Consider the following 23,185-nt stretch of genomic DNA (forward strand, 5'->3'; position numbering starts at 1 on the left):
CCGCCCCCATGGAACGTTCATCGATGAACCTGCCCCTGAAGATCCTGCACACCGAGGCCGCCAAGGGATTGGGCGGGCAGGAGATCTACATCTACCGCCACATGCTGGCGATGCGCGACCGTGGCCATGAGGTGTCGCTGCTATGCCAGCCCGGCGCCCGGCTGGGCATGATTGCGCGCGAGGCCGGTTTCACCGTGCACCTCCTGAAGATGGGCGGCCTGCTGCGGCTGCTGCGCGGGATCTGGGCGGTCAAGCGGCTGGTACGCCGGCACGGCTTCGATGTGGTCAACACCACCAGCCGCCGCGACAGCCTGATCGCCGCGGCCGGTGCACGGCTCGGCCACACCCCGCTGGTGGTGCGCTCGCGCCACCTGATGAGCCCGGTCAATTCGCTGCTGACCTATACGCGCCTGCCGCACCGCGTGCTGACCGTGAGCAGCTTCGTCAAGCAGTTGCTGGTGGCGCGCGGGATCGCCGATGCGCACATCGGCATCGTGCCGCCCATCGCGGTGCCGCCGCAGTGGGCGCAGATCGACAGCGACGATCCGTGGCAGTGCGTGCAGGAGATGCGCGCCGAGGTGCGTCGCGAACTGGGCTTCAACGCGGCGCAGATCGTGGTGGGCTGCGTGGCGGTGCTGCGCGAACCCAAGGGCCACGTCGACCTGCTGCACGCGATCGCACCGCTGTGCCGCCAACACCCGAACCTGCAGCTGGTGATCGTCGGCGACGGCCAGCCAGTGATGGACCGCCTGGTCGCGCTGCGCCGCGAACTTGGGGTGGAATCGCAGGTGCATCTGCTCGGCTACCGGCTGGGTGCGTGCCGGCTGATGGCCGGGTTCGACATCTTCGCACTGGCCTCGCACAAAGAAGCGGCCGGCACGGTGTTCCTGGAAGCGGCGCACGTGGGCGTGCCGATCGTGGCCACGCGCGTGGGCGGGGTGCCGGAGATGCTCATCGAAGGCAGCAATGCCCTGCTCGCGCCGCTGGGCGACCGGGCCGCCCTCACCGGGGCACTGCAACGCCTGGTGGAAGATCCGCTGCGACGACGGCAGATGGGGCGCGCCGGCTGGGAATGGATGCGCAGCGCGCAACGTTTCAGCCCGAGCGGCCACACCGAAGCCACCGAACACTATTACCACCAGTGGTTGAAGGAGCTGGGCCATGGCCAACGCTAGATCCGTCCCGGTGCTGATGCACCACCATGTGTCGCCTTCGCCGGGGATGATCACGGTGTCGCCGGAGAATTTCGAGAGCCAGATCGCGTGGCTGGCCGGCAACGGCTGGACCTCGCTGCGGCTGGACCAGTACGCCGATTTCCTGGCCGGCAAGCCGGTGCCGCGCAAATCGATCGTGATCACGTTCGATGACGGCTACCTGGACAACTGGGTGTATGCGCATCCCATCCTGCAGAAGTACGGCATGCACGCGGTGGTGTTCGTGGTGACCGGGTGGATGGGCGAAGGCCCGGTGCGTCCGCACGCCGGGCAGGCCGATATGGCACTGCCGGCGACGCCGGACCACCGTGGCTGCGAGGCGGCGATCCTGCGCGACAACCGCACCGACGCGGTGATGATGCGCTGGAGCGAGGCGCGCGCGATGATCGCCGCCGGCACGTTCGAGGTGCATTGCCACACCCATACGCACACGCGCTGGATGAAGCAGGCGATCAGCGGCGAGCAGAAGCGCGAAGGCATCCGCGGCGACCTGGCGATGGCGCGCAGCGTGCTGCAGCAGCAGTTGGGCGAGGTATCCGATACGTTGTGCTGGCCTTACGGCGACTTCGACGAGGACTACCTGCCGATCGCACGCGAGCAGGGCTTCCGGTACCTGCACACCACGCACCCGTTCGGGCGCAACGTGGTGGGGGGCGATCCGGAGCACATTTACCGCTTCGCGATCCGCAACCGCCCGGCCAGCTGGCTGCGCAAGCGCATCGCGTGGAGTTACCACCCGCTGATCGCGCCGCTGTTCAACCGCTTCAAGGCGAAGCAGAAGAAGATGGTGCCGGGGCCGTAAGCGCCTCGCATGTCGCCTGCAGCCAGTCAAGGCAAGGCTTGCGCGTTTCCGGGCCGGGCGGGGATAGATGGCCGGTAGCCATCAAGAAGCCGTCGACCGCCGAGCGCCACACTTGCCGGCGCGCTTTCGTTGCGCGCCGGCACATTGCCAAAGGGCCGGCACGCGCTCGCGACAGTTGATCTGGCGTTGTGCTTCGATGCAGGTTTACTGGGGAGAAACGCAAAAAAATGGTTCTTCTCCCATCTGAGGGGAGCGTCTTGTTGCAGGCGCCGTCGCAGAGTGAGCACGACGCGACGCCACAGGCCAGGTGTGCAGGCGCCATTGGATTGACTGGCGTCTCCGATCGGGCCGGTCGCCAGCGTGAGGGCCCCGTAGCAGCCGGTAAGCCCCTGGCGCAAATGTCCCCCGGCCGCGGGCGGCCTCCTCCTTGATTTTGCCCAGGGGCCTACCGGCTGCTACGGGGCTCGGCTTGCGATGGACAAGTGGACGCCACGCTTTTTTGACGGTGGTCGTTGGGTCGGGCGCTGGGCCCCCATGCCCTTGGAGGCGAAATAAAGGGGGAGGGGGCGGCCGCAGGCCGACGCCGGAGGACATTCGCCGGAAAGGGCATGGGGGCCCAGCGCCCGACCCAACGACGGCTGCGCCTGGTAAGCGTCAAGGCACGTTTCTGTTTGCCCCGCAGATGGGCGAAGAACCAAAAAAATGCCCCGGAAAACCGGGGCGCTCTTGCTCCTGCCTTGGCTGCCGCACCTCAGGCCGCGGCGGCGGCCTTCACCGCACTGGACAGGCTGTCCAGCGTGGCCTGCATCAGGTCGGCGGTATCGGCTTCCACCGTCACCCGCACCACCGGCTCGGTGCCGGACGGACGCAGGAACGCGCGACCACGGCCCTGTACCGCCTGTTGCGCGGCGGCCAGCGCGGCCTGCACGCCGGCGGCCTGTACGATCGCCTTGGCCGAGACATCGCCCAGGCGCACGTTGACGGTCTTCTGCGGCACCCGCTGCAGGCCCTGCAGTGCATCGCGCAGTGAGCGGCCTTCGTGGCGCAGGACTTCCAGTACCTGCAGCGCACTGACGATGGCATCACCAGTGGTGGCGCGATCCAGGCACAGCAGGTGGCCGGACGCTTCGCCACCCAGCACCCCGCCCCCTTCCACCAGTGCCTGGTGCACGTAGCGGTCGCCGACATTGCTGCGCACGAACGGCAGGCCGATACGCTCCAGCGCCTGCTCCAGGCCGAAGTTGGTCATCAACGTACCGACCACCGGGCCGCGCAGGCGGCCGCTGCGCTGCCAGGACGTGGCCAGCACGAACAGCAGGTCGTCGCCATCCACCGGGTTGCCCTGGTCATCGGCCATCAACACGCGATCGCCGTCACCGTCGAAGGCGATGCCAAGAGCGGCGCCGGTTTCACGCACTTTGGCGGCGAGGTTGTCGATGTGCATCGAACCGACGCCATCGTTGATGTTGACCCCGTTGGGTTCGGCGCCGATGGCGACCACCTCCGCCCCCAGCTCGCGGAACAGCAGCGGGGCGATGTGGTAGGTGGCGCCATGCGCGCAGTCGAGCACGACCTTCAGCCCGCGCAGATCGAAGCTGCGTGGCACGCTGGCCTTGCAGAACTCGATGTAGCGGCCTACCGCATCGCGCGCGCGCATCGCTTTGCCCAGTCGGTCGGACTCGGCCGTGGTGAACTCGCTGTCCAGCGCCGCTTCCAGCGCCAGTTCGGTGGCGTCGTCGAGCTTCTCGCCGTCGGCGGAGAAGAACTTGATGCCATTGTCGTAGTGCGGGTTGTGCGAGGCACTGATCACGATGCCCGCATCCGCACCCAGGGTGCGGGTGAGGAAGGCGACCGCCGGGGTCGGCATCGGGCCGAGCAGCTGCACGTCGGCACCGGCCGCCACCAGCCCCGCTTCCAGCGCCGCTTCAAACATATAGCCGGAAATGCGCGTGTCCTTGCCGATCACCACCACCGGGCGATGCCCAGGGCGGTGCGCGTTGCGTTCGGTCAGCACGCGCCCCATGGCGTTGCCCAGGCGCAGCACGAAGTCGGCCGAGATCACGCCCTGGCCGACACGACCGCGGATACCGTCCGTGCCGAAATACCTGCGCGCCCCCATCAGGCCGCCTCGTCCGCGACCGGTGCGGGCTGGCGGCCGAGCATGGCCAGCAGGTCGGACAGGCGCTGGCGCATTTCACGACGGTCGCAGATCTGGTCGATCGCGCCGTGCTCCAGCAGGAATTCGGACCGCTGGAAGCCTTCCGGCAGCTTCTCGCGCACGGTCTGCTCGATCACGCGCGGGCCGGCAAAGCCGATCAGGGCCTGCGGTTCGGCGATGTTGATGTCGCCGAGCATCGCAAACGACGCCGACACGCCCCCGGTGGTGGGGTGGGTCAACACCGAAATGTAAGGCAGCCCAGCCGCGCGCAGCTTGCCCAGCGCGGCGGAGGTCTTGGCCATCTGCATGAGCGAGAACAGGCCTTCCTGCATGCGTGCACCGCCGCTGGCGGAGAAGCACACGTAGGGCGCGCCGAGTTCGACGGCTTTTTCCGCCGCCAACGCGAAGCGCTCACCGACCACCGAGCCCATCGACCCGCCCATGAAGGCGAAGTCGAACGCCGAGGCGACCAGCGGCCGGCCCTTCATCAGGCCCTGCATGGCAATCAGCGCGTCGTACTCGCCGGTGTTTTTCTGCGAGGCCTTGATGCGCTCGCTGTACTTCTTCTGGTCCTTGAACTTGAGCAGGTCGGTCGGTCCCAGGCGCGCGCCGATTTCGCTGGTGCTGTCCGCATCGAACAGGGCGGCCAGGCGGGCGCGGGCGCGGATGGCCATGTGATGGCCACACTTGGGGCAGACTTCCAGGTTCTCTTCCAGCTCAGGACCGTACAGCGCGCTGCCGCAATTGCTGCACTTCTCCCACAGGCCCTCCGGGACGCTGCGCTTCTTGCTGGGGACGTTGTCGGTGCGGATGCCCGACGGCATCAACTTGCTGAGCCAACTCATGCGGGATGCTACTTCCGTTCAGGGCGGCCCGAAGGCCGCAAAGGCGGACAGTCTAGCTCACCATCCGGCAGCCGGGATCCCTACGGAGGCGTGTGGAGGGGCCGTGAAAACCGGTCCATCGCCAGCTCCCGGAGGCCTGCCGCACGACCAACGGTCGTGCGCTACCGCGGCGGGCCAGGCCGGTCGTGCGCTACCGCGGAGGTCAGGCCGGTCGTGCGTCGCTACCGCGGCGGGTCAGTGGCGCAGATCCGGTAGCGCACGACCGTTGGTCGTGCGTCGCGCCGATCAGGCCACCTCGTCCAGCGCCTCCCGCAAGGGCGCCAGGAACGCGCTGGCCACCTCGGCGGCGGCATCGGGGCTGGCAGCTTCGCCCAGTGCGGCGACCAGCGCGCTGCCCACCACCACGCCGTCGGCCTCGACCGCCATGGCCGCCGCACTGGCGGCGTCCTTGATGCCGAACCCGGCCACCACCGGCACCTTGCAGCGACCGCGCAGGTCGCGCAGGCGCGCGCTGGCTGCGCTGCTGTCCAGGCGCTCGGACGCACCGGTGACCCCGGCGAAGCTGACGTAGTACAGGTAACCGCGTGCCATCGCCGACAGGGTGTCCAGGCGCGCATCGGCCGTGGTCGGCGCCGCGAGCAGGATCAGCGCCAGGCCGGCCGCGTTGAAGATCTGCCGGGTTTCGGCGGCCTCTTCGGGCGGCAGGTCGACCAGCAGCACGCCGTCCACGCCGGCGGCGATGGCCGCGTCGGCGAAGCGGGCGGTACCGTGGATCTCGACCGGGTTCAGGTAACCCATCAAGACCACCGGGGTGGTCGCATCGTCGCGACGGAACGCGGCCACGGTTTCCAGTACGTAGCGCAACCCTGCCCCGCGCGCCAGCGCGCGCTCGGAGCTGCGCTGGATGGTGGGACCGTCGGCCATCGGGTCGGAGAACGGCACGCCCAGTTCAATGACGTCGGCACCGGCGGCGGCCAGCGCGTGCATGACCGGGACGGTGGCGTCCAGGCCCGGATCACCGGCGGTGATGAAGGGAATCAACGCTTTGCGCTTGGCGGCACGCAGGCGGGCGAAACAGGCATCGATACGGTCCACGGACATTTCAGGCACATCCTTCAATCAGTTCAACGGCGCCGCTGGCGCCCCAATACATCGTCGATATCACCCCGTCGAAGATCTCCAGCCGGATCGCAAGGTCCGAACCGGGGTCCTGCCAGGTGAGGTACTCACCGTGCTGCGCGTCATGGGCGTGCGGTTGCGTCGTGGCCCCCTGCGGCAGGCGCTTGAGCGCGTCGGCGCGCGACATGCCCAGGCGCAGCCCATACGGGCCAGGCTGGGTGATCGTCTCGTCGGACCCGTCGAGCACGGTCAGGTCGAAGCGCAGCACGTGCTCGTCCTCGACCATCATCGACACGCCCTCCGGCAGGCTGCCGCGCTCGTAGTACTCGCAGCGGCCCTGCTGCCCGCCCTCGCTCAAGCCGGCCGAATGCCACTGGTCGTCGACATCGGCCAGCGGGAAGCGCTGCCCGACCACGATGTCGCCGGCATGGTCCAGCGCCACCGACACCACGGCCGGGGCCGGTTCCTCGCTGGCCGAGGGGGCCGGCGCAGGCGTCGGTTCGTCCTCGATCGGGCGGTTGGAAAGGTCGTCATCGTTGCTTGCCGGTCCCTGCGCCGGCGCGATTGCCGCCGGGCCGGCCGGGGCGGCCGGCAACAGCGGGGGGTCCGGCGGGGTACAGGCGGTCAAACCGACCACGATCAGCAGCGCACTTCCCTGGCGCAGCAGTGGATTCACAGCACCAGACCCTCGCGCGCGGCGATGGTGTGCACGTCCTTGTCGCCGCGGCCGGACAGGTTGCACAGCACCAGCTTGTCGCGGGGTAGCTCACGCGCGATCTTGATGGCCTGGGCGACGGCGTGGCTGGATTCGAGCGCGGCGAGAATGCCTTCGCTGTGCGCGAGCTGGTGGAACGCGGCCAGGGCTTCGTCATCGGTGATGCCGACATACTCGGCGCGGCCGGCATCGGCCAGGAACGCGTGCTCGGGGCCGACGCCGGGGTAGTCCAGGCCGGCCGAGACCGAATGGGTCTCGATGATCTGGCCATCGTCATCGCAGATCACATAGGTGCGGTTGCCGTGCAGGACGCCGGGGCGGCCCGCGGCGATGGAGGCGGCGTGGCGGCCGGTTTCGATGCCCTCGCCGGCCGCTTCGGCACCGACGATGCGGACGCTGCGGTCATTGAGGAACGCATGGAACAGGCCGATGGCATTGCTGCCGCCGCCGACACAGGCGGTGATCGCATCGGGCAGGCGGCCGTAATCGGTGAACATCTGCGCGCGCGCCTCGCGGCCGACGATGGCGTTGAAGTCACGCACCATGCGCGGGTACGGGTCCGGGCCGGCCACCGTGCCGATGATGTAGAAGGTGTCGCGCACGTTGGTGACCCAGTCGCGCATGGCTTCGTTGAGCGCATCCTTGAGCGTGGCCGAGCCGGAGGTCACCGGCACCACGGTCGCGCCAAGCAGCTTCATGCGGTAGACGTTGATCTTCTGCCGCTCGATGTCGGTGGCGCCCATGTACACCACGCATTCCAGGCCCAGCCGTGCGGCGACGGTAGCGCTGGCCACGCCGTGCTGGCCGGCGCCGGTCTCGGCGATGATGCGGGTCTTGCCCATCCGCGCGGCCAGCAGGGCCTGGCCGATGGTGTTGTTGATCTTGTGCGCGCCAGTGTGGTTGAGGTCTTCGCGCTTGAGCAGGATCTGCGCGCCGCCGACCTGCTTGCTGAGGCGCTCGGCGTGGTAGATCGGGCTGGGCCGGCCCACGTAATGGGTGAGGTCCTTGTCATAGGCGGCGACGAATGACGGATCGGCGCGCGCCTGGTCGTAGGCCGCGGCCAGCTCCTGCAACGGCCCGATCAGGGTTTCGGCAACGAAACTGCCGCCGTAGCGACCGAAATGGCCGTTGGCATCGGGGTAGGCGTGGAAATCGACGATGGGGGAGTCAGGGGATGCGGACATGACGCGACAGCCGGTGGAGACAGGCTGACAATTTAACGCACCTGTCATGACAGTAATATCGATAATATCTGCGACAACCCGTCAGGAAAACTCACATGAACGTGCCGCACCTGCCCCCGCTGAACGCCCTGCGCAGTTTCGAGGCCACCGCCCGCCTGGGCGGGGTTGGGCGGGCGGCCGAAGCGCTGCACGTCACCCATGGCGCGATCAGCCGCCAGCTGCGCCTGCTGGAAGAGCACCTGGGCATGGCGCTGTTTGAACGGGACGGGCGCGGGTTGCGCCTCACCGCCGCCGGTGAAACCCTGCAGCCGGCCTGCGCCGGGGCCTTCGACCAGATCCGCGCGGCCGTGGCGACGATGCAGCGCCGGCAGCGCCCGGAGGCACTGGTGCTGGGCTGCAGCGGCAGCCTGCTGGCGCGCTGGATGATCCCGCGATTGCAGGCATTGCAGGCCGACCTGCCGCAACTGGCGCTGCACTGGTCGGCGCAGGATGGCAGCTTCACCGAGGCACAGCGCGCCCTCGATGCGGTGCTGCTGCTGGCCCAACCGCCGTGGCCGCGCGGCTGGCAGATCCACCCGCTGGCCCCGGAGCGGGTCGGCGTGGTGGTCAGCCCGCAGCATCCAGCGGCGCTGCGGCTGCAGCGGCAACCGCCGTCGGCGTTGCTGCGCGAACCCTTGCTGCACACCACCTCGCGCGCGCAGGCCTGGCCGGACTGGGCGCGCGCGCACGGGCTGGAGCCGGCCCAGCTGCAACTGGGCACCGGCTTTGAACACCTGTACTACCTGCTGGAGGCGGCGGTGGCCGGGCTGGGCGTGGCGATCGCGCCGGAGCCGCTGGTGGCCGACGAACTGGCCGCCGGGCGGCTGCTGGCGCCATGGGGGTTTGGCGCCACCGGTGGATTCTGGGTACTGGCCACGCCGGACGGTGCGGCCGATCCACGGGTGGACGTGCTGGCCGGGTGGCTGCAGGCGCAGCTCGCCGGTTGACCGCGCGTCGGTCAGACGGTGGTGGGGGCGGCCAAACGCTGCTGCACATCGTCGCGCAAACGCGCCAGTTCCACCTCGGCCTGCTGGCGCTGCTGCATGCCTTCGCGATGGATGCTGCGGACTTCTTCCACGGTCGCGATCAACTGCTCGTGCACGTGGCGCAGGGTGGCCACGTCGATCACCGCGCGCTGGTTGGCCTTGGCCGTTTCCACCGTGGTCTGGCGCAGCAGGTCGGCATTGCGGCGCATCATCTCGTTGGTGGCATCGTCGATGGCGTTGGACAGTTCGACCGCATTCTTCTGCTCGCTCAGCGACAGCTGGATCGCGAACTGGCGCTTCCACGACGGAATGGTGATGTCGCGGACGGTGTTGAACTTCTCGATCAGCAGGATCGCGTTGGCCTGGATCAGGCGGATCATCGGCAGCGACTGGTCGGCCGCATGCTGCATCACCACCAGGTCACCGACGCGCTTATCGAGCAGGCGGATGGCGTTGTCCACCTCGCCCTGGCGGATGCGCTGCTGCGGATCGTCCAGGCCCACGCCACGCTGCTGTTCGCCGCGCAGTTCGAGCAGGCGGCGCTTGCCGGCGGCAATGTGCAGGCCCAGCGCATGACGCTCGTCGCGGACGATGTCGTGCATGCGGTCGAACTCGCCGACACGCTGGCCCATCAGCGCCTGCTGGCTGCCAACGTCGCCCATCAGCTGCTCGATCTGGCGGTTGGTGTCGCTGAACTTCTGCACCAGTTCGCCCTTGGAGGAGCGCAGCTTGTCGATCAGCCCACCGATCACCGGCACCTTGGAGCGCTGCGCCAGCCCATCGAGTTTGAGCGTACGCGCGATGCGCACGACCTCGCCCAGTTTGTCGCCGCTGGCATCCAGGTCGCGGTTGCGCACCTGGTCGAGCAGCTGGCTGGAGAAGGCCGCCGTCTTGGCCGCTGCGTCGCGACCGAACACCTGCAGGTTGCCGGGCCGGATGTCTTCGAGCCCGCGCCCGATCTCCGCGATCTTCGGCAGGTCCTCGCGGGCCAGGCCCAGGGCCTGCAGCGCGGTATCGTCGAGCGCGTCCACACTGGAAACCACGGCAAGCGACGCGTTGGGCTGGGAGTCCTGGGTCATGGGTGAATCTCCATTCTGAAGGGCGGCCGGCCTGGGCGGCGGCGCGGGCAGTGTAGTTAGCGGAGTCTAGCCTGCGCCGAGGCGACTTCGTCACCGATCTGCGCCAGCAGCTGCGCGGCGTGGGCCTGCTGGCGCGCCTGGGCGCGAACGTTGCCCACCGCGATGGCCTGCCGCCAGGCGGGCAGCAGCGTGCCGGTGATCCGTTGCAGATGGTCCAGCAGTGCCGCGTCCTGGGCCTGCACCAGCGCCGACTCGGCCGCCGCCACACGATTCATCGTGGCCAGCAGGCGCAGGTGTGCAACGCGCTGCTGCAGGGCGTGCTGCAGTGGCCCGTCCGCACCACCGGGCAGCGTGGCAAGCAGCGCGCCCCCTGCGTCGGCCCAGTGGTCCAGTGCCTGCACGCCGTGCAGAGCGACGCTGGCGCCGTGCGTACTGGCGGCAATGAGCGCGCGCAACCGCTGGGCGTGCTCCTGTGCGTTGAACAGCAGCACGCCCAGTTGCGCCTGCAACGCATCGGCGTCGACCTGCCGCTCCACGTCACGCCCCAACAGCCGCCCCCACCAACTGGTCTGGCGGCGCAGCCGTGCCGGGTTGCCCGCCTGCAGCGCCACTGCCACGCGCGACAGTGCGTCGACCAGGCCGGCCCGCGGGTCGACGGGAATGGCGCCCGCACCGGCCTCGCGCGGCGTCATGGCCTGCAGCAGCGCGTCGCCGTAGCGCGATACCACCGCCACGTCTGCGGCGAGGGCCACCGGCGGGGCCGGCAGCAGCGGCAACGACGGCGCGCTCATGCCGGGGGATCGTCGCTTCGGCGTTCCCAGCGCGGTGGCAGCGACGGTTCGCCGTAGAAATGGCGCATCAGCGCCTCGTCCAGGGCACGCTCTTCCGGGGTGGCCGCACGCTTGGGACGCGCGCCGGCGCGCTGCGCCGGTGCGTTCTCCATCTGCTGGCGCACCCAGCCGGCCAACAGCGCCAGGGTTTCACCGGTACGTACCTGTTGCTGGTGCGAATCGCCGAGCAGCTGCAGCAACGGCGCCAACCCGGCCTGCAGGCCATCGGCGAGCGGTTCGGCCAACGGCGGTGCGGCGGCGGCAGGTGCGACCACCGCATCGGCACGTGCTGCAGACAGCTGCTCCAATGCAGCCAGCAGTGCCGGCCACGGCGCGGGCGCGGCCGGGACGACCGGCGCGGGTGCCGGCAGCTGCAGCGCGCTGGCGATGTCGGCCAGCTGTGCCACCATGCGGCCGCCCACGTCGGCATCGTCGGCGCCCATTGCCTTGTTGCGCAGGAAGTCGCGCTTGATCTGCTGCCAGCGTTCGAGTTCGGCACCGGCCAGCAGCCCGCGCAGTTCGGCCAGCTTGAGCAGGTTCTCCTCGGCCCCGGTGGTGAGCAGCTGCGCCTCGCCCTGGTAGTGGTCCGACACCAGCTGCTGCAGCTCGGCGTCGTTCATCACCGGGGAGATCTTCTCCGACAGTTTGTTCATGTTGCGGTAGCTGCCCTGCAACCGGAACGGCGGCTCGGTGCGGTAGCGGTCATCCTGCGCGGCGCTGGCGATGTACTGCTGGTTGACCCGGTACACCACATCGCGCACGCGCAGCATGCGCTGCAAGGTGGCGACGATTTCGTTGATTTCCGCACCGCTGTAGGCATGGCTGAGCGCGTTGGTGGACACCTCCTTGCCCATCGCCCGTTCCACCAGCAGGTACAGGTCGGCCATGTCGCGGGTGGCCAGCGGCGCCAGCACCGGATTGGAGGTCAGGCTGTTTTCGATATAGCTCAGGGTGAAGGCAGCTTCCATGCCGCCGAGCACGTCGCCGAGATTGTAGATGTCGGCGCGGTTGGCCAGCATGTCCGGAATCTTGAACACCTCGCCGGACTCGGTATATGGGTTGCCGGCCATCACCACGCAGAACTTCTTGCCACGCATGTCGTAGGTGCGGGTGCGGCCGCGCCACACGCCTTCGATGCGGCGGGTGCCATCGCACAGCGAGATGAATTTCTGCAGGAACTCAGGATGGGTGTGCTGGATGTCATCCACGTACAGCATGGTGTTGTTGCCCATCTCCAGGGCCAGGTTGAGCTTCTCCAGCTCCTGCCGCGAGGTGGCATCGGGCGCGTTGGCCGGATCCAGCGAACGCACCTCGTGGCCGAGCGCCGGGCCGTTGATCTTCATGAAGACCAGGCCCAGCCGGTGCGCGACGTATTCCATCAACGTGGTTTTGCCGTAGCCCGGTGGCGAGATCATCAGTAGCAGCCCCATCAGGTCGCTGCGTTTGTTCTCGCCGACCGTCCCCATCTGCTTGGCCAGGTTGTCGCCGATCACGCCGAGGTAGACGTCGTTGATCAGCTTGTTGCGCACGAACGAGGACAGCGGGCGCGCCTTGAACTCGGACAGGCGCAGGGTGTCGCGTTCGCGCGTGGCAATGCGCTGGCGCACCGCCTGGTAGGCATGGAAGGCCGGCACGAACACGGTGCTGTGCTGCTGCAGCCGCGCCAGGAAATCATCCAGCGACAACGCCAGTTTTCCCTGCACGATGCGCGGGTGCTCACCGAGCAGCCCCTCCACGCTGACCAGCAGCGCGACGTCACTGGCGCGGGTACGCAGCGCACGCTGCACCAGCAACAAGGCCGCCGCTTCGTCGGCATAGCCGGCATGATCGATGAAGCCCGGGGTGCGGCACAGCGCACGCAGCCACTGCCCGGCCAGTGCCCAGCGCGTGGCCAGGCCATCCTGTTCGCGCTGCAGCGCACGTTCGACGCTGTCGCGCTGGCCGGCAGCCTGCAGCTGCTGGCCCAGTGCGTCCAGCAGCGCCAGCGCGTAGCGGCTGCTGGCGAACACCGGCTCGCCACTGGCCAGTTCCGCGCCCAGGTAAGCGGCGGCGGCGGCAAGGTCGGCGGCATGGAACGGCAGCGCGTGCTGCTCAGTGAACGCCAGCAGTGCCGAGCTCATCTCCACGCGCAGGGCCTGCTGGCCCTCGTCGGAACCGAACAGGCGGGCGATCGCATCGGCGCCGGCCTGCCGCGCCGGCCATTGGGCGATGTCTTCGCGGCGCTGGTGCGCCGCCCAGAACAGCATCGCCAGGGCACGTGCGCGCGGTGCATGCAGCAACGTACCGGCGGCCTGCCGCAGCGGCAGCAGGGCGCGTAGGATCGCGGCGGCATCGTGGTCGTGGATGCCGCGCTCGTAACCTTCGCGGTAACGCGGCGCGGCGAAGTCGCGCACGCTGCGGTCCAGCACGTCCGGTTCGGCGGCGCTGTGCTGCAGGGTGGCCAGGTCCAGGCCCTCGCGCCCTTCCATCGCCGCGCTCAGTACGCTGCCCGCCAGGTACTCGCCGCGATACATCGCCTCGGATTCGGAATCCAGGCTGAGCTGCCAGTAAGGCTTGAGCTCGGCCAGTTCGGGATCGTGCAGCGCCTCGAGGAAATCGGTGCCGGTGAGGTGGATGGCCAGCTCGTCGCCACGCGGCAGGATGGTCAGGTCCAGCGCCTGGGTGTTGACGCTGAAGCGGTGCCGCGGCCCCAGCCGCACGATGTTGCCACCGGCCTCGAACAGGTCGCTGCGATCGCGCAGCGCACGCACGGCCTGGTCGCGCACGCCCTTCAGGCGCGACTCGATGTCGTCGGCCTTGACGCTATCGCGCAACCCGCGCAACCGTTCGGCCAGTTCGCGCAGCTTGAGGATCAGCGGGTCGCCGGCGAAGAACGCATTGAGTTCATCGGCGCTGGCAAAACGCTCGGTGCGCTTGGCCAGGCCGTCCAGGATGCGGTTGGCCGCGTCCAGCACCGAGCGCGCCTTGCGCTGGCGCTCGTCCAGCAAGGCCTGCTTGTGCGCCTCGAAGGCGTCGATCAGTTCTTCGCGCTTGGACAGGATGTCGCCGAGGAACTGTTCGTGCTCGCCGAACTGGCTTTCCAGTTCTTCCAGCTGCACCAGCAGGCGCGACATCTGCTCGTCGGCACGTTCGGGATCGGTGGCCATTGCCAGCGCACTGGTGATGGCCTGGGAGAACAGCGCGAACTGCGCGGCGAACTGCGCCACCGCCTCGGCCGAGCCCAGCGTGCGGCGGCGCTGCTCGGCACGCGCACGGGTCTGGTTGAGGCGCGCGTAGAGCGCGGAGATCGATTCGACCACGCGGGTGCGCGCGGTGGCATCGTCGACCTTCAGGCCGGCCATCAGCTCGGAGAGCATGTCCAGGTCGGCCGACATCGCGCGCAGGCCCGCCAGCTGCTCGTCCAGCACGCGTGCACTTTCGGCCTGCTGGGCCGCCGCATCCAGCCCCTGCAGGCGTTCACCCAGCGGCGCCAGGGCGGCGTCGCCGGCGAGGAACTCACCGGTAGCCGCGCCGATGGTGTCATGCGCCTGCTGCAGCGCGGTGGTCATCGCATCGGTCAGGTCGGTGTCGATGTAGCGGTAATCGCGGACGGTCAGCAGGTGGCCGCGCTGGGTCGAAATCGCGTTGAGCGCTTCGACGAAGGCGGCCACCTCGGTCCAGTTTTCCGGCTGCAGGCGCGACAGCAACGCCTTCTGTGAAAGCTGCGCCTGGGCCATGGCCTGGGCGGACTGCGCGCGGATGGACTGGACCTTCTCGTACTCGTCCAGCACCGACTCACCGGTGCTGCTGATGTCGCGCAACAGGCCCACCGCGCCACCGCACTGTTCGTCGCCCAGCCAGTGATGGGCATCGAACAGGCGCCGGGTGTCCTGCACCAGGCGTTGGTAGCGCTGCACCGAGACGTCGTCGCCTTCGATGGTGCGGGCCAGGTCGAACAGGTTGGAGATGCCGCGGACCAGTTCGGCATTGCCGATGCGGCCCATGAAGGTATTGCCGGGCGGGCGGCTGGCGGCGAACTCCTCGCTGCTGAAGGGAGTCTGCCAGACCTGCATCGGGTGGATGCGGGTCGGCTCGGTGCCTTCGGCATGGAACAGCACCATGCGCCCGTCGTGTAGGAAGGCGTAGCCATGGCCGAACACCGGGTTCTGCAGTACGCGCTGGATGGTGTTGTAGACGAACAACGCCGAACGCCCGCCTTCGCGCTCGTAGAAGATGTACAGCACGTCTTCGCCGTTGGGCGAGCGGATCGCACGCTTGAACTGCATGCCGTCCATGCCCGCGTCGAAGGCCTTGTGCTCGCCACTCTGCAGGTAATAGCCGCCGGGGAAGATGATGCCGTGGTCTTCGGGCAGCTGCACGCAGGCCTGCACGATCGCATCGTTGCGGGTGATGCTGCCGGTAAGCGTGTTGTAGATCAGCCCGCGCCAGATGGTTTCGCGATACGGCAACACCTTGAGCAGGATCAGCGAACCGACCCTGGCGAAGTCGAACTGCGCGTCATCCAGCGATTGGGTGCTGTCCTCGACCGGTTCGCTGTAGATGCCCTGCCCGCTCTCGGTGTTGTTCTCGACCTTGATGGTGAGATCGCCACCGGTGGTTTCCACGAACAAGGTGTCAAGGATGTTCAGGTGCGAATGGCGGCCACTGACGGCCATGTCGCGGGTGGCGCGGGTCCACTCGAAATCGAACGGTGGCGGCAGCGCGATGTCGCGCTCGCCGCGGGCGTCCAGGTAGGTGAGGCCGCCGTCAGCCGCCACTGCCCAGCGGAACACGCGCACGTCGCTGCTGCGCTCGCCGATCTGGAACGAGGCCAGCAGCTTGTCGCCGATCACGATCAGCTGCAGCAGCCGGGCATGCTTGTAATAGGCGTAAAGCTCGCCGAAATCGTGCACGAAGGCCGGTTGGGCGAGGAAACTGCCCTTGGCATCGACCGGGACCACGTCGTAGCCCTCGCTGGCCTGCACCAGCCGGTACAGCCCGAACACGTCTTCGACCCGGGTCTGCACCTTCAACCCGATGAATACGTTGTAGCCGAACAGCAGCAGGTCCGGCCCGACCTGGACCACGTCGCGGCCGACGCAGTTGTTTTCGCTACGGATGCGGAAGCGCCCGGCGACCTCCAGCCGGCTGTCGCCGAATTCGGCCAGGCGCTGCCGGTTCAGTCCTTCGGCGACGCTGCGCAGGCGGGTGCCCTGCTCGTCCAGGCGGCGACGCAGCACTTCATAGGCACCGCCCTGGGCGACGGCCTGGTCGACGCTGGCAGCGGCTTCCGGCACGGACGGCTCGGGACGATTGGCGGTATCGGACATCGGCTTCCTTCCGGCTCACGGACAACCGGCCGGGCGAGCCGGCCGGTGGGGGTACGGCGATGCCGATCGGCACCGCCTGTTCCCGGCGCCTTCCCTGCGGAAAGCGCCGAGGGGTGGATCAGCGTGTTTCGAACACCGGGGTGGCCACGGCGGGGACCACGTCCAGCGGCGCGTCGCTGATCTGACGCGGGGCCGGTTCACGCGGGCCGACACCGAGGTAACGCTGCATCAGCTCCTGCACGACCGGGCTCTTGTCGACCAGGCCTTCAATCGACTTGCCCAGCGAGACGGCCTTGATCAGGTTCTCGAACATGCCACCGTCACCGCCCACCAGATCGATGTCGGCATTGCGCAGCGCGCTGGCGATGACGCCGGCGTTCTCGCGCGAGACTTCCTTGCCGGCGTCGATCGAGGCCAAGGCCTGCTTGAGGCTGTTGTCGAGCATCATGCGGAACTCTTCGTGGCCGCGCGCGGTATCGCTGAGCGAACCGATCGCCTCGAACTTGCGGACCAGGCCCTCGGCCTCGGCCAACAGCTTCTTCTGCACCACGCCGGCCTCGGCGCCACCGACCGACTCGGTGGCGGTGGCACGGGCACGGCCCATCTGCTCTTCGCCCTGGGCCTGCGCCTGCAGGTTCTCGGCGAGTACGCGGGCCTGGTTGGTGCCCTCCTTGAGGTGGGCTTCGGCCATCGCTTCAATCACCCGCGCCTCGGCGATGCCGACCTTTTCGATGGCCAGTGCGGAGGCCTCGCGCACCTGCGCTTCGGCCAGGCCCGGCGCGGCCTGTTCGGCACGGGTACCGTCGGCGAGCAGGCGCTTGGCTTCGGCCTGCTTGCCGGCCGCTTCGTGCTGGGCCTGGGCCAGCGTGGTGATTTCCACGGCACGATGCTTGGCGGCGGTTTCGGCGGCCTGCGCCTCCTTGACCTGGCGCACCAGCAGTTCCTGTGCCTTGCCTTCGGCCTCCAGGATCAATACCTGCTTGTGGCGGTCCGCCTCGGAGACTTCCCGCACTTCCTTGATGCGCTCTTCTTCCTGCGCCACGGTCTTGTCGATGGCGATGCGTTCACGGGTGATGTTGGCCACGTCCATCTTGCCGGACTCGACCACCTTGTCGCGTTCCACGCCCTGCAGCTGCACCTCGCGTTGGGTGGTGACCTGTTCCAGCTGGCGGGCGCGCTCGACCCGTTCGGATTCGATGGCCACCGCGCGCTGGCGGTTCTGTTCGGCCACTTCGACTTCACGCATGCGGTTCTGCTCGCGGATGTCGATCACTTCCTGGGCTTCGATGCGCGCCTGTTCGGACAGCTGGCGCTGTTCTTCCCGGACCTTGGCGGTTTCGGCTTCTTCGCGTGCGCGGATGGTATCGATCTCGCGCTTCTGCCGGGCTTCGGCCTCGGCCTGCTGGCGTTCGAGTGCCAGCAGCGCTTCGCGCGCTTCGACGTTCTTTTTGGTGATGGCCAGTTTTTCGTTCTGTTCCAGCTCGTTGGTCACCACGTTGTGGGTGGCGGTGAGCTCGGTGATCTTGCGGATGCCCTGGGCATCGAGGATGTTGTTCTGGTCCAGTAGCGACTTCGGGGTCTGTTCCAGGTAATCGATGGCCACGTCTTCCAGCGCATAGCCGTTCAGATCGTTGCCGATCACCGCGATGATCTCGTCGCGGAACTCCTGGCGCTTTTCGAACAGTTCGGTGAACTCGAACTTCTTGCCGACCGTCTTCAACGCTTCGGAGAACTTGGCGTTGAACAGTTCATCCACCGCGTGCTTGTCCGAGGCGCGATCAGCGCCGATGGCCTTGGCCACGCGCAGCACGTCGGCCTGGGTTTCGTTGACACGCAGGTAGAAGGCCACGGCGATGTCGGCGCGCATGTTGTCGCGGCAGATCAGGCCTTCCTTGCCGCGGCGGTCGATCTGCATGGTGATCAGGCTGATCCGCATCAGCTCGGCGCGGTACAGCACCGGGATGATCAGCGCACCGGTGAAATGCACTTTGGGCTGGGCGCTCATGTCATTGACGATCAGGGCCACGCCCTGATCGACCTTGCGGTAGAACGCCTTGAACAGGCCGGCCAGGCCAAGCAGGAGGACCAGCAGGATGCCGACCCCGATCACGAACGGGGCCAAGGTCGCAAAACTCATCGATGGATCTCCTTATCGCCCGGGATCAGGCTGTCTTGGATGGAAAGCGCAGGATGGGCGTGTTCACGCGCCACCCGGTAATGATTGTGTTCGGGCAGGTAATCCAGCAGCACCACGCGCTCGCCGCGCAGCAGGATGCTGTCGTCGGCGGTGCGCACCTGCAGGATCAGCCCGGCGCCGCCGTCATCGACGTTGGCATGGCCGGTGGTCGCGGTGACCTGCGGTGAAGCGACCACGCCGATCCGGCCCAGCACGGACACCTGGGGCACCGGGCGCAGGCGCAGCAGCAGCTGTCGGATCGGACGCAGCACGATCACGCTCAGCGGCACCGCCGGGACCAGCGCGAGCAGCGCGGTGGCACTGCCAGCGAGCCAGCGCATCGGCGCCGGCAGCGGTTGCAGCAGGAACAGATGGACGAAATACGTGCAGGTCCAGCCGAAGAAGGCCAGCAGCGCGATCACCAGCATCACCGGCGCACCGCCCAGCCCGAGCCGGGAGAACATGCCGGAAATGCCGTGCAGGCCGTCATCGCCCAGGTGCAGGTCCATGCTGTCGAGCCCGATGCCGTCATCGACCACGCCCAGGGCCGCCAGCAGCCAGTACACCACGGCAAATGCCAGCACGATGCTGTAGGGCAGCGTGGGGAACGTGAGCGCGACAGTGAGGAACTCGTTCATTCCGGTGTCTTCCCTGCAATGGCGGCCGCCGTTGTTGCAGCCGTCTCCTGTGGGAAGCACTCCGGCTTCCCGCGACTGCGCGCCGTATCGGCCGCGCCATGTGCTGTCGATGCTACGTGAAATCGACCGTGACGCCCATAGCAGGGCTGCCGGGCGTTGCGCGGCGGCGCGGTGGCGATGTCGGCAACGGCTGGCCGGCTCGGCCGGGTCCGATTGTCTCAGTCGGCTTCGTGGCAGTCGGCGCGGCGGATCTCTTCAACGAACTTGCGCATCTTGTAGCCATCCTTGATGCCCGGTTCGGATTCGATTCCGCTGGAAACGTCCACGCCCCATGGCAGGGTGGCCACGATCGCGTCGAAGACGTTGTCCGGGGTGATGCCACCGGCCAGCAGGAACGGACGGTGCAGGCCGGTGGGCAGGCGGGTCCAGTCGAAGGCGACGCCGGTACCGCCGCCGCCGCCGGGTGCGTGGCTGTCGAACAGGAATCCGGCCGCGCTGGGGTAGCGCAGCTGCAACTGGCGCGCGTTGACCTCCTCGCGGCCGCCCATCGCCACCGCCTTGAGATAGGGCATGTTGAAGCTGCGGCAGAATGATTCGTCTTCCTCGCCATGGAACTGCAGCAGGGTAGGACGGACGGTGCGCAGCACTTCGCGCACCTCTTCCTTGCTGTTGTCACGGAACAGGGCGACCACATCGACCATCGGCGCGATGGCCTGGCGCATGGCACGGGCCTCGGCGGGCGCGACCCGGCGCTTGCTTTCGCGGGCGAAGATGAATCCCACCGCATCCACGCCCAGCTCGCCGGCCAGACGGACGTCGCCGGCGCGGGTCATGCCGCAGAACTTGATACGGGTGCGATAGAAAGAGCGGCTCATAGGGTTACCTCGGCGGGCAGTTGCCAGTTGTCGGGGTACAGGGGTCCAACGAACACCAGACCCTGCGGCGGCGCGGTGGGACCGGCCACGGTGCGGTTCTGGCCGGCAAGCAGCTCGGCCATCCACGACACCGGCTTGTCCCCGCAGCCGACCAGGATCAATGACCCGACGATATTGCGCACCATGTGATGAAGGAATGCATTGGCCTGAACGCAGACCTCCACCACCTCGTCCTGGCGGCTGACGCTGATGCTTTGCAGGTCGCGGCGGGCATGCCGGGCCTCGCACTGGGTGCTGCGAAAGGCACTGAAGTCGTTTTCGCCCAACAGCGCCTGCGCGGCGGCATGCATCTGCCCGGCGTCCAGCGGGCGCCGCTCCCAGCTCAGGGTCTGCCGGGACAGCGCCGGGCGGATCTGGCGGTTGAGCAGGCGGTAGCGGTAGCGCCGCGCACGCGCGGAGAACCGCGCATGGAAATCCTCGGCGACCGGCACGCACCAGCGCACCGCGATCGAGCGCGGCAGCCGGGTGGTGGTCCCCAGGGCCCAGCCGCGCGGGTCGCGCAGCGCGTCGGTATCGAAATGCACCACCTGGCATTGGCCGTGCACACCGGTATCGGTGCGGCCGGCGCAGGTGACCTTGATCGGGGCGTCGGCCACCGAGGACAGCGCCTCCTGCAGGCTGGCCTGCACGCTGGGGCAGCCGCTGTCGCCCAGCTCCTGCCATCCCTTGTACTCGCTGCCGTCGTATTCCACGCCCAGTGCGTAACGCATGTTCAACCTCATTTGCATCGGGAGACCGGCAGGCAGCCGGTCGTGGGCTCAGGCCGGATCGCGTTCGGACCAGACCGCCAGTTCATTGCCGCCAGGCTCGATGAACTGGAAACGGCTGCCGCCGGGGAACGCGAACACCGGTTTGACCACGCGCCCGCCTTGGGCAACCACGCGCTCGACCATCGGCGCCAGGTCGTCGGCGTAGATCACCAGCAACGCGCCGCCGGCACTGGCGGTGGCCGGCGTGCCACGGAAGAACCCGCCCTGCAGCCGGCCATCATCAAAGGCGGTGTAATCCGGGCCGTAGTCCTGGAACGACCAGCCGAACACCCCGGCGAAGAAACGGCGGCTGGCGGCCGGATCGGTGGAGGCCCATTCGACGTAGTCCAGCCGACGTTCGCGGTCGGCGCGTGACGCGGTGTTCATCGCAGCCGCGCCAGCAGTTCGCGCGCCTGTGCCTGGCTGTGCGGATCGGCCGCAGTGGCCACTTCCTGCAGCAGGGTACGTGCGGTTTCGGCATCGCCCAGATCCAGGTAGGCAATGGCCAGCTCCAGACGGTCGCGACCTGCGCTGGGCACTGCCGGGCTGCTGTCGATATCGTTTTTGTGGATGTCCGCACTGTGGATGTCCGCGGCATCCGTTTCGGCCAGCGGACCGTCGCCCATGCTCTCATCGGCACCCGTCGACGGATCGACGGCGGTCTCAGGGAACTCGAACACGCCCCGGTACGAGGGCTGCGCCGCAGCTTCCCGTGCATGGGCAGGCACCACGTCGACAGGTTCGACGCGCGCATCGGCAGGGGCGTCGGGGGGCGGTACATCGACGTGCGGACGGCCCTGGTCGACAGCGGCGCCTGCCTCATCGTGCTCTGCAGCAGGCACGATGCCGCCGCGGCCGGGCTCCGGTTCGAGGTTGAACACCGGTTCGCGGCGCTGGGTGAGGTACTCCGGTGGGCTGCTGAAGTCCGGCACCGCGTCGTCAACCGGTATGTCGGCGGGGTCTTCCTGCTGGGCGGCCAGTTCATCGACGTAATCAGTGGCGGGTGCGGCCGCAGCCAGGCCGGTCGCATCCAGGCCATCACGGCGCAGCGGCGGCAAGGGCGAAGGTTTGCGACGACGGGCCATGGCCCAGCCGGCCACCATCACCAGCAGCACCGCCAACCCCAGCCAGTACCAGCCTCCCCCGCCCGCCTCGCGTGCGGCCGGTGCCTGCCCCAGCCGCTGCTGTGCGGCGGCCAGGTCGCTGTCCTTCATCGCAATCAGGGACTGTTGCTGCGTCTGCAGCTTTTCCAGTTCGGCCACGCGGCCGCGCAGTTCGGTGATTTCGGCATCGCGGGTGGCCACATCTTCCTTGGCCTGGCGCAGTTGTTCGTTACCCAGCATGTCACCCTCGCTGCCGGCAGCAGTGCCGGTAGTTGTGCCTGCGTTGTTGTCGGTGGCAGCGACCGCCGGGGCGATCTCCAGCCGTGCGCCGCGGGCGGCGGCTGGCGCGGCGGCCGGCACGGTGGCCGGGCCGGGGCTGGCGGCGATTCCGCTGCTGGCCGGCTGCGGAATCGCCGCGCGCGACTGGCGCCACTGCGCGGCATGCTCGCGCACGATCGCGGCGGCCTCGCTGGCATCGATCGGTGCGGCAGCATCGTCGGTGGGACTGCGCAGCACCGCGCCCTGCTTGAGCAGGTTCACGTTGCCACGGATGAAGGCATCGGGATTGGCACGCAGCAACGCGATCATCGCCTGGTTGCGGTTGATGCCCTGCTCGCGGGCCAGGCCGCCGGCAATCTGCGACAAGGTCTGCCCGCGTTGCACGGTCACGCTGCCATCGGCGGCCATGCTGGGCACGGCAGCGCGCGCTGCGGCCGGTGCCGTGCGGGATGCGGCGGCGGCAGGACGCGCGGGTTTGGCCGCTGCGGCAGGGGCCGATGCGGGGGCGGCCGGCGCAACCACCGGGTCGGGGTCGCGCACGATGGCATTGGACATCGCCCCGGCCGGGGCGACGATTTCCGGTTCGGCCACGGCCAGCGCGCTGTTGGGCGCGTCGACCAAGGCGGAATATTCACGGACCAGGCGCCCTTGGCCCCAGTCGGCTTCAATCAGGAAGTTCAGCGACGGGGTGGTGACGGGGGCCTGGGTACTCACCCGCACCACCGCCCTGCCCTGCGCATTGCGGGCGAGCTCGAACTGCAGTTCACCGACCAGCCCGGCCGGACGCTCCAGCCCGACCCGGGCGAAGGTGTCCGGTGAGGCCAGCGCCACGCGCAGGTTCTGCAGTTCGGCCGGGTCGGCCGAAATCACCGGGATTTCAGCCAGCAACGGCTGGCCGGGCTTGGACAGCACCCGGATATCGCCCAGGCCCAGGGCCAGGGCGGAGCTGCTGGCCAGGGCCAGCAGCAGCGTCGACACATACTTGAGCGGGCGCAAGGCGCCCGGAGCCCGGTTGTTCATGGCGG

Annotated in this window: 17 protein-coding genes; 3 read left to right on the forward strand and 14 right to left on the reverse strand. The window is 68.4% G+C overall.

All coding sequences use genetic code 11. From position 1 onward, the window contains the following. Positions 1-23: 23 nt before the first annotated feature. Together AC3IR9_RS14625 and AC3IR9_RS14630 are read left to right on the forward strand one after the other, a co-directional pair. Positions 24-1,175: a glycosyltransferase family 4 protein gene (locus AC3IR9_RS14625; protein ID WP_489291540.1), complete on the forward strand. Its 1,152-nt coding sequence runs from the start codon at positions 24-26 to the stop codon at positions 1,173-1,175. Next, on the forward strand, positions 1,162-2,016 hold the full coding sequence (locus AC3IR9_RS14630) for a polysaccharide deacetylase family protein (RefSeq protein ID WP_489291542.1): 855 nt from the start codon (positions 1,162-1,164) through the stop codon (positions 2,014-2,016). Before AC3IR9_RS14625 ends, AC3IR9_RS14630 begins: the two co-directional genes overlap by 14 nt. 751 nt (positions 2,017-2,767) lie before the next feature. On the opposite strand, the gene glmM is transcribed toward AC3IR9_RS14630, so the two are convergent. From glmM to trpB, 5 genes are all read right to left on the reverse strand, one after another. Next, positions 2,768-4,135: a phosphoglucosamine mutase gene (gene glmM, locus AC3IR9_RS14635; RefSeq protein ID WP_489291544.1), complete on the reverse strand. Its 1,368-nt coding sequence runs from the start codon at positions 4,133-4,135 to the stop codon at positions 2,768-2,770. Then, positions 4,135-5,019 carry an acetyl-CoA carboxylase, carboxyltransferase subunit beta gene (accD, locus tag AC3IR9_RS14640; RefSeq protein ID WP_489291546.1) on the reverse strand — a complete coding sequence of 295 codons (885 nt, stop codon included), beginning with the start codon at positions 5,017-5,019 and terminating at the stop codon, positions 4,135-4,137. Before accD ends, glmM begins: the two co-directional genes overlap by 1 nt. Positions 5,020-5,304: 285 nt before the next feature. Then, positions 5,305-6,120 carry a tryptophan synthase subunit alpha gene (gene trpA / locus AC3IR9_RS14645; RefSeq protein WP_489291548.1) on the reverse strand — a complete coding sequence of 272 codons (816 nt, stop codon included), beginning with the start codon at positions 6,118-6,120 and terminating at the stop codon, positions 5,305-5,307. A 1-nt stretch (position 6,121) separates the two neighbouring features. Beyond that, the gene (locus AC3IR9_RS14650; RefSeq protein WP_489291550.1) at positions 6,122-6,814 is read right to left on the reverse strand and encodes a hypothetical protein; all 693 of its coding nucleotides are present in this window, start codon (positions 6,812-6,814) and stop codon (positions 6,122-6,124) included. Then, a complete protein-coding gene (gene trpB / locus AC3IR9_RS14655) occupies positions 6,811-8,037 on the reverse strand; it encodes a tryptophan synthase subunit beta (RefSeq protein ID WP_489291552.1) in 1,227 nt (408 codons plus the stop codon). Before trpB ends, AC3IR9_RS14650 begins: the two co-directional genes overlap by 4 nt. Positions 8,038-8,132: 95 nt before the next feature. Here trpB and AC3IR9_RS14660 point away from each other — a divergent pair, with 95 nt between their 5' ends. Next, on the forward strand, positions 8,133-9,023 hold the full coding sequence (locus AC3IR9_RS14660) for a LysR family transcriptional regulator (protein ID WP_489291554.1): 891 nt from the start codon (positions 8,133-8,135) through the stop codon (positions 9,021-9,023). 11 nt (positions 9,024-9,034) lie between these two features. On the opposite strand, the gene AC3IR9_RS14665 is transcribed toward AC3IR9_RS14660, so the two are convergent. From AC3IR9_RS14665 to AC3IR9_RS14705, 9 genes are all read right to left on the reverse strand, one after another. Beyond that, positions 9,035-10,141 (reverse strand): toxic anion resistance protein, encoded by a 1,107-nt coding sequence (locus tag AC3IR9_RS14665; RefSeq protein WP_489291556.1) that lies wholly within the window; start codon positions 10,139-10,141, stop codon positions 9,035-9,037. A gap of 56 nt (positions 10,142-10,197) precedes the next feature. Next, positions 10,198-10,932 (reverse strand): hypothetical protein, encoded by a 735-nt coding sequence (locus AC3IR9_RS14670; protein WP_489291558.1) that lies wholly within the window; start codon positions 10,930-10,932, stop codon positions 10,198-10,200. Then, a complete protein-coding gene (locus AC3IR9_RS14675; protein WP_489291560.1) occupies positions 10,929-16,280 on the reverse strand; it encodes a DNA repair ATPase in 5,352 nt (1,783 codons plus the stop codon). Before AC3IR9_RS14675 ends, AC3IR9_RS14670 begins: the two co-directional genes overlap by 4 nt. 118 nt (positions 16,281-16,398) lie before the next feature. Then, positions 16,399-18,417, reverse strand: a complete 2,019-nt coding sequence (locus AC3IR9_RS14680) for a hypothetical protein (protein WP_489291561.1) — start codon at positions 18,415-18,417, stop codon at positions 16,399-16,401. Beyond that, positions 18,414-19,094, reverse strand: a complete 681-nt coding sequence (locus AC3IR9_RS14685; protein WP_489291563.1) for a hypothetical protein — start codon at positions 19,092-19,094, stop codon at positions 18,414-18,416. The genes AC3IR9_RS14680 and AC3IR9_RS14685 overlap by 4 nt, the downstream gene beginning before the upstream one ends. A gap of 218 nt (positions 19,095-19,312) precedes the next feature. After that, positions 19,313-19,969, reverse strand: coding sequence for a phosphoribosylanthranilate isomerase (locus AC3IR9_RS14690; protein WP_489291565.1), 657 nt, complete (start codon positions 19,967-19,969; stop codon positions 19,313-19,315). After that, positions 19,966-20,739 carry a tRNA pseudouridine(38-40) synthase TruA gene (truA, locus tag AC3IR9_RS14695; RefSeq protein ID WP_489291567.1) on the reverse strand — a complete coding sequence of 258 codons (774 nt, stop codon included), beginning with the start codon at positions 20,737-20,739 and terminating at the stop codon, positions 19,966-19,968. The genes AC3IR9_RS14690 and truA overlap by 4 nt, the downstream gene beginning before the upstream one ends. Before the next feature lie 48 nt (positions 20,740-20,787). Next, entirely contained in the window at positions 20,788-21,165 is a 378-nt protein-coding gene (locus tag AC3IR9_RS14700) for a VOC family protein (RefSeq protein ID WP_489291569.1), read from the reverse strand. After that, on the reverse strand, positions 21,162-23,180 hold the full coding sequence (locus AC3IR9_RS14705) for a motility hub landmark protein FimV (protein WP_489291570.1): 2,019 nt from the start codon (positions 23,178-23,180) through the stop codon (positions 21,162-21,164). Before AC3IR9_RS14705 ends, AC3IR9_RS14700 begins: the two co-directional genes overlap by 4 nt. Positions 23,181-23,185: the final 5 nt, after the last annotated feature.

The sequence above is a fragment of the Stenotrophomonas sp. GL_101 genome, from assembly GCF_057835675.1.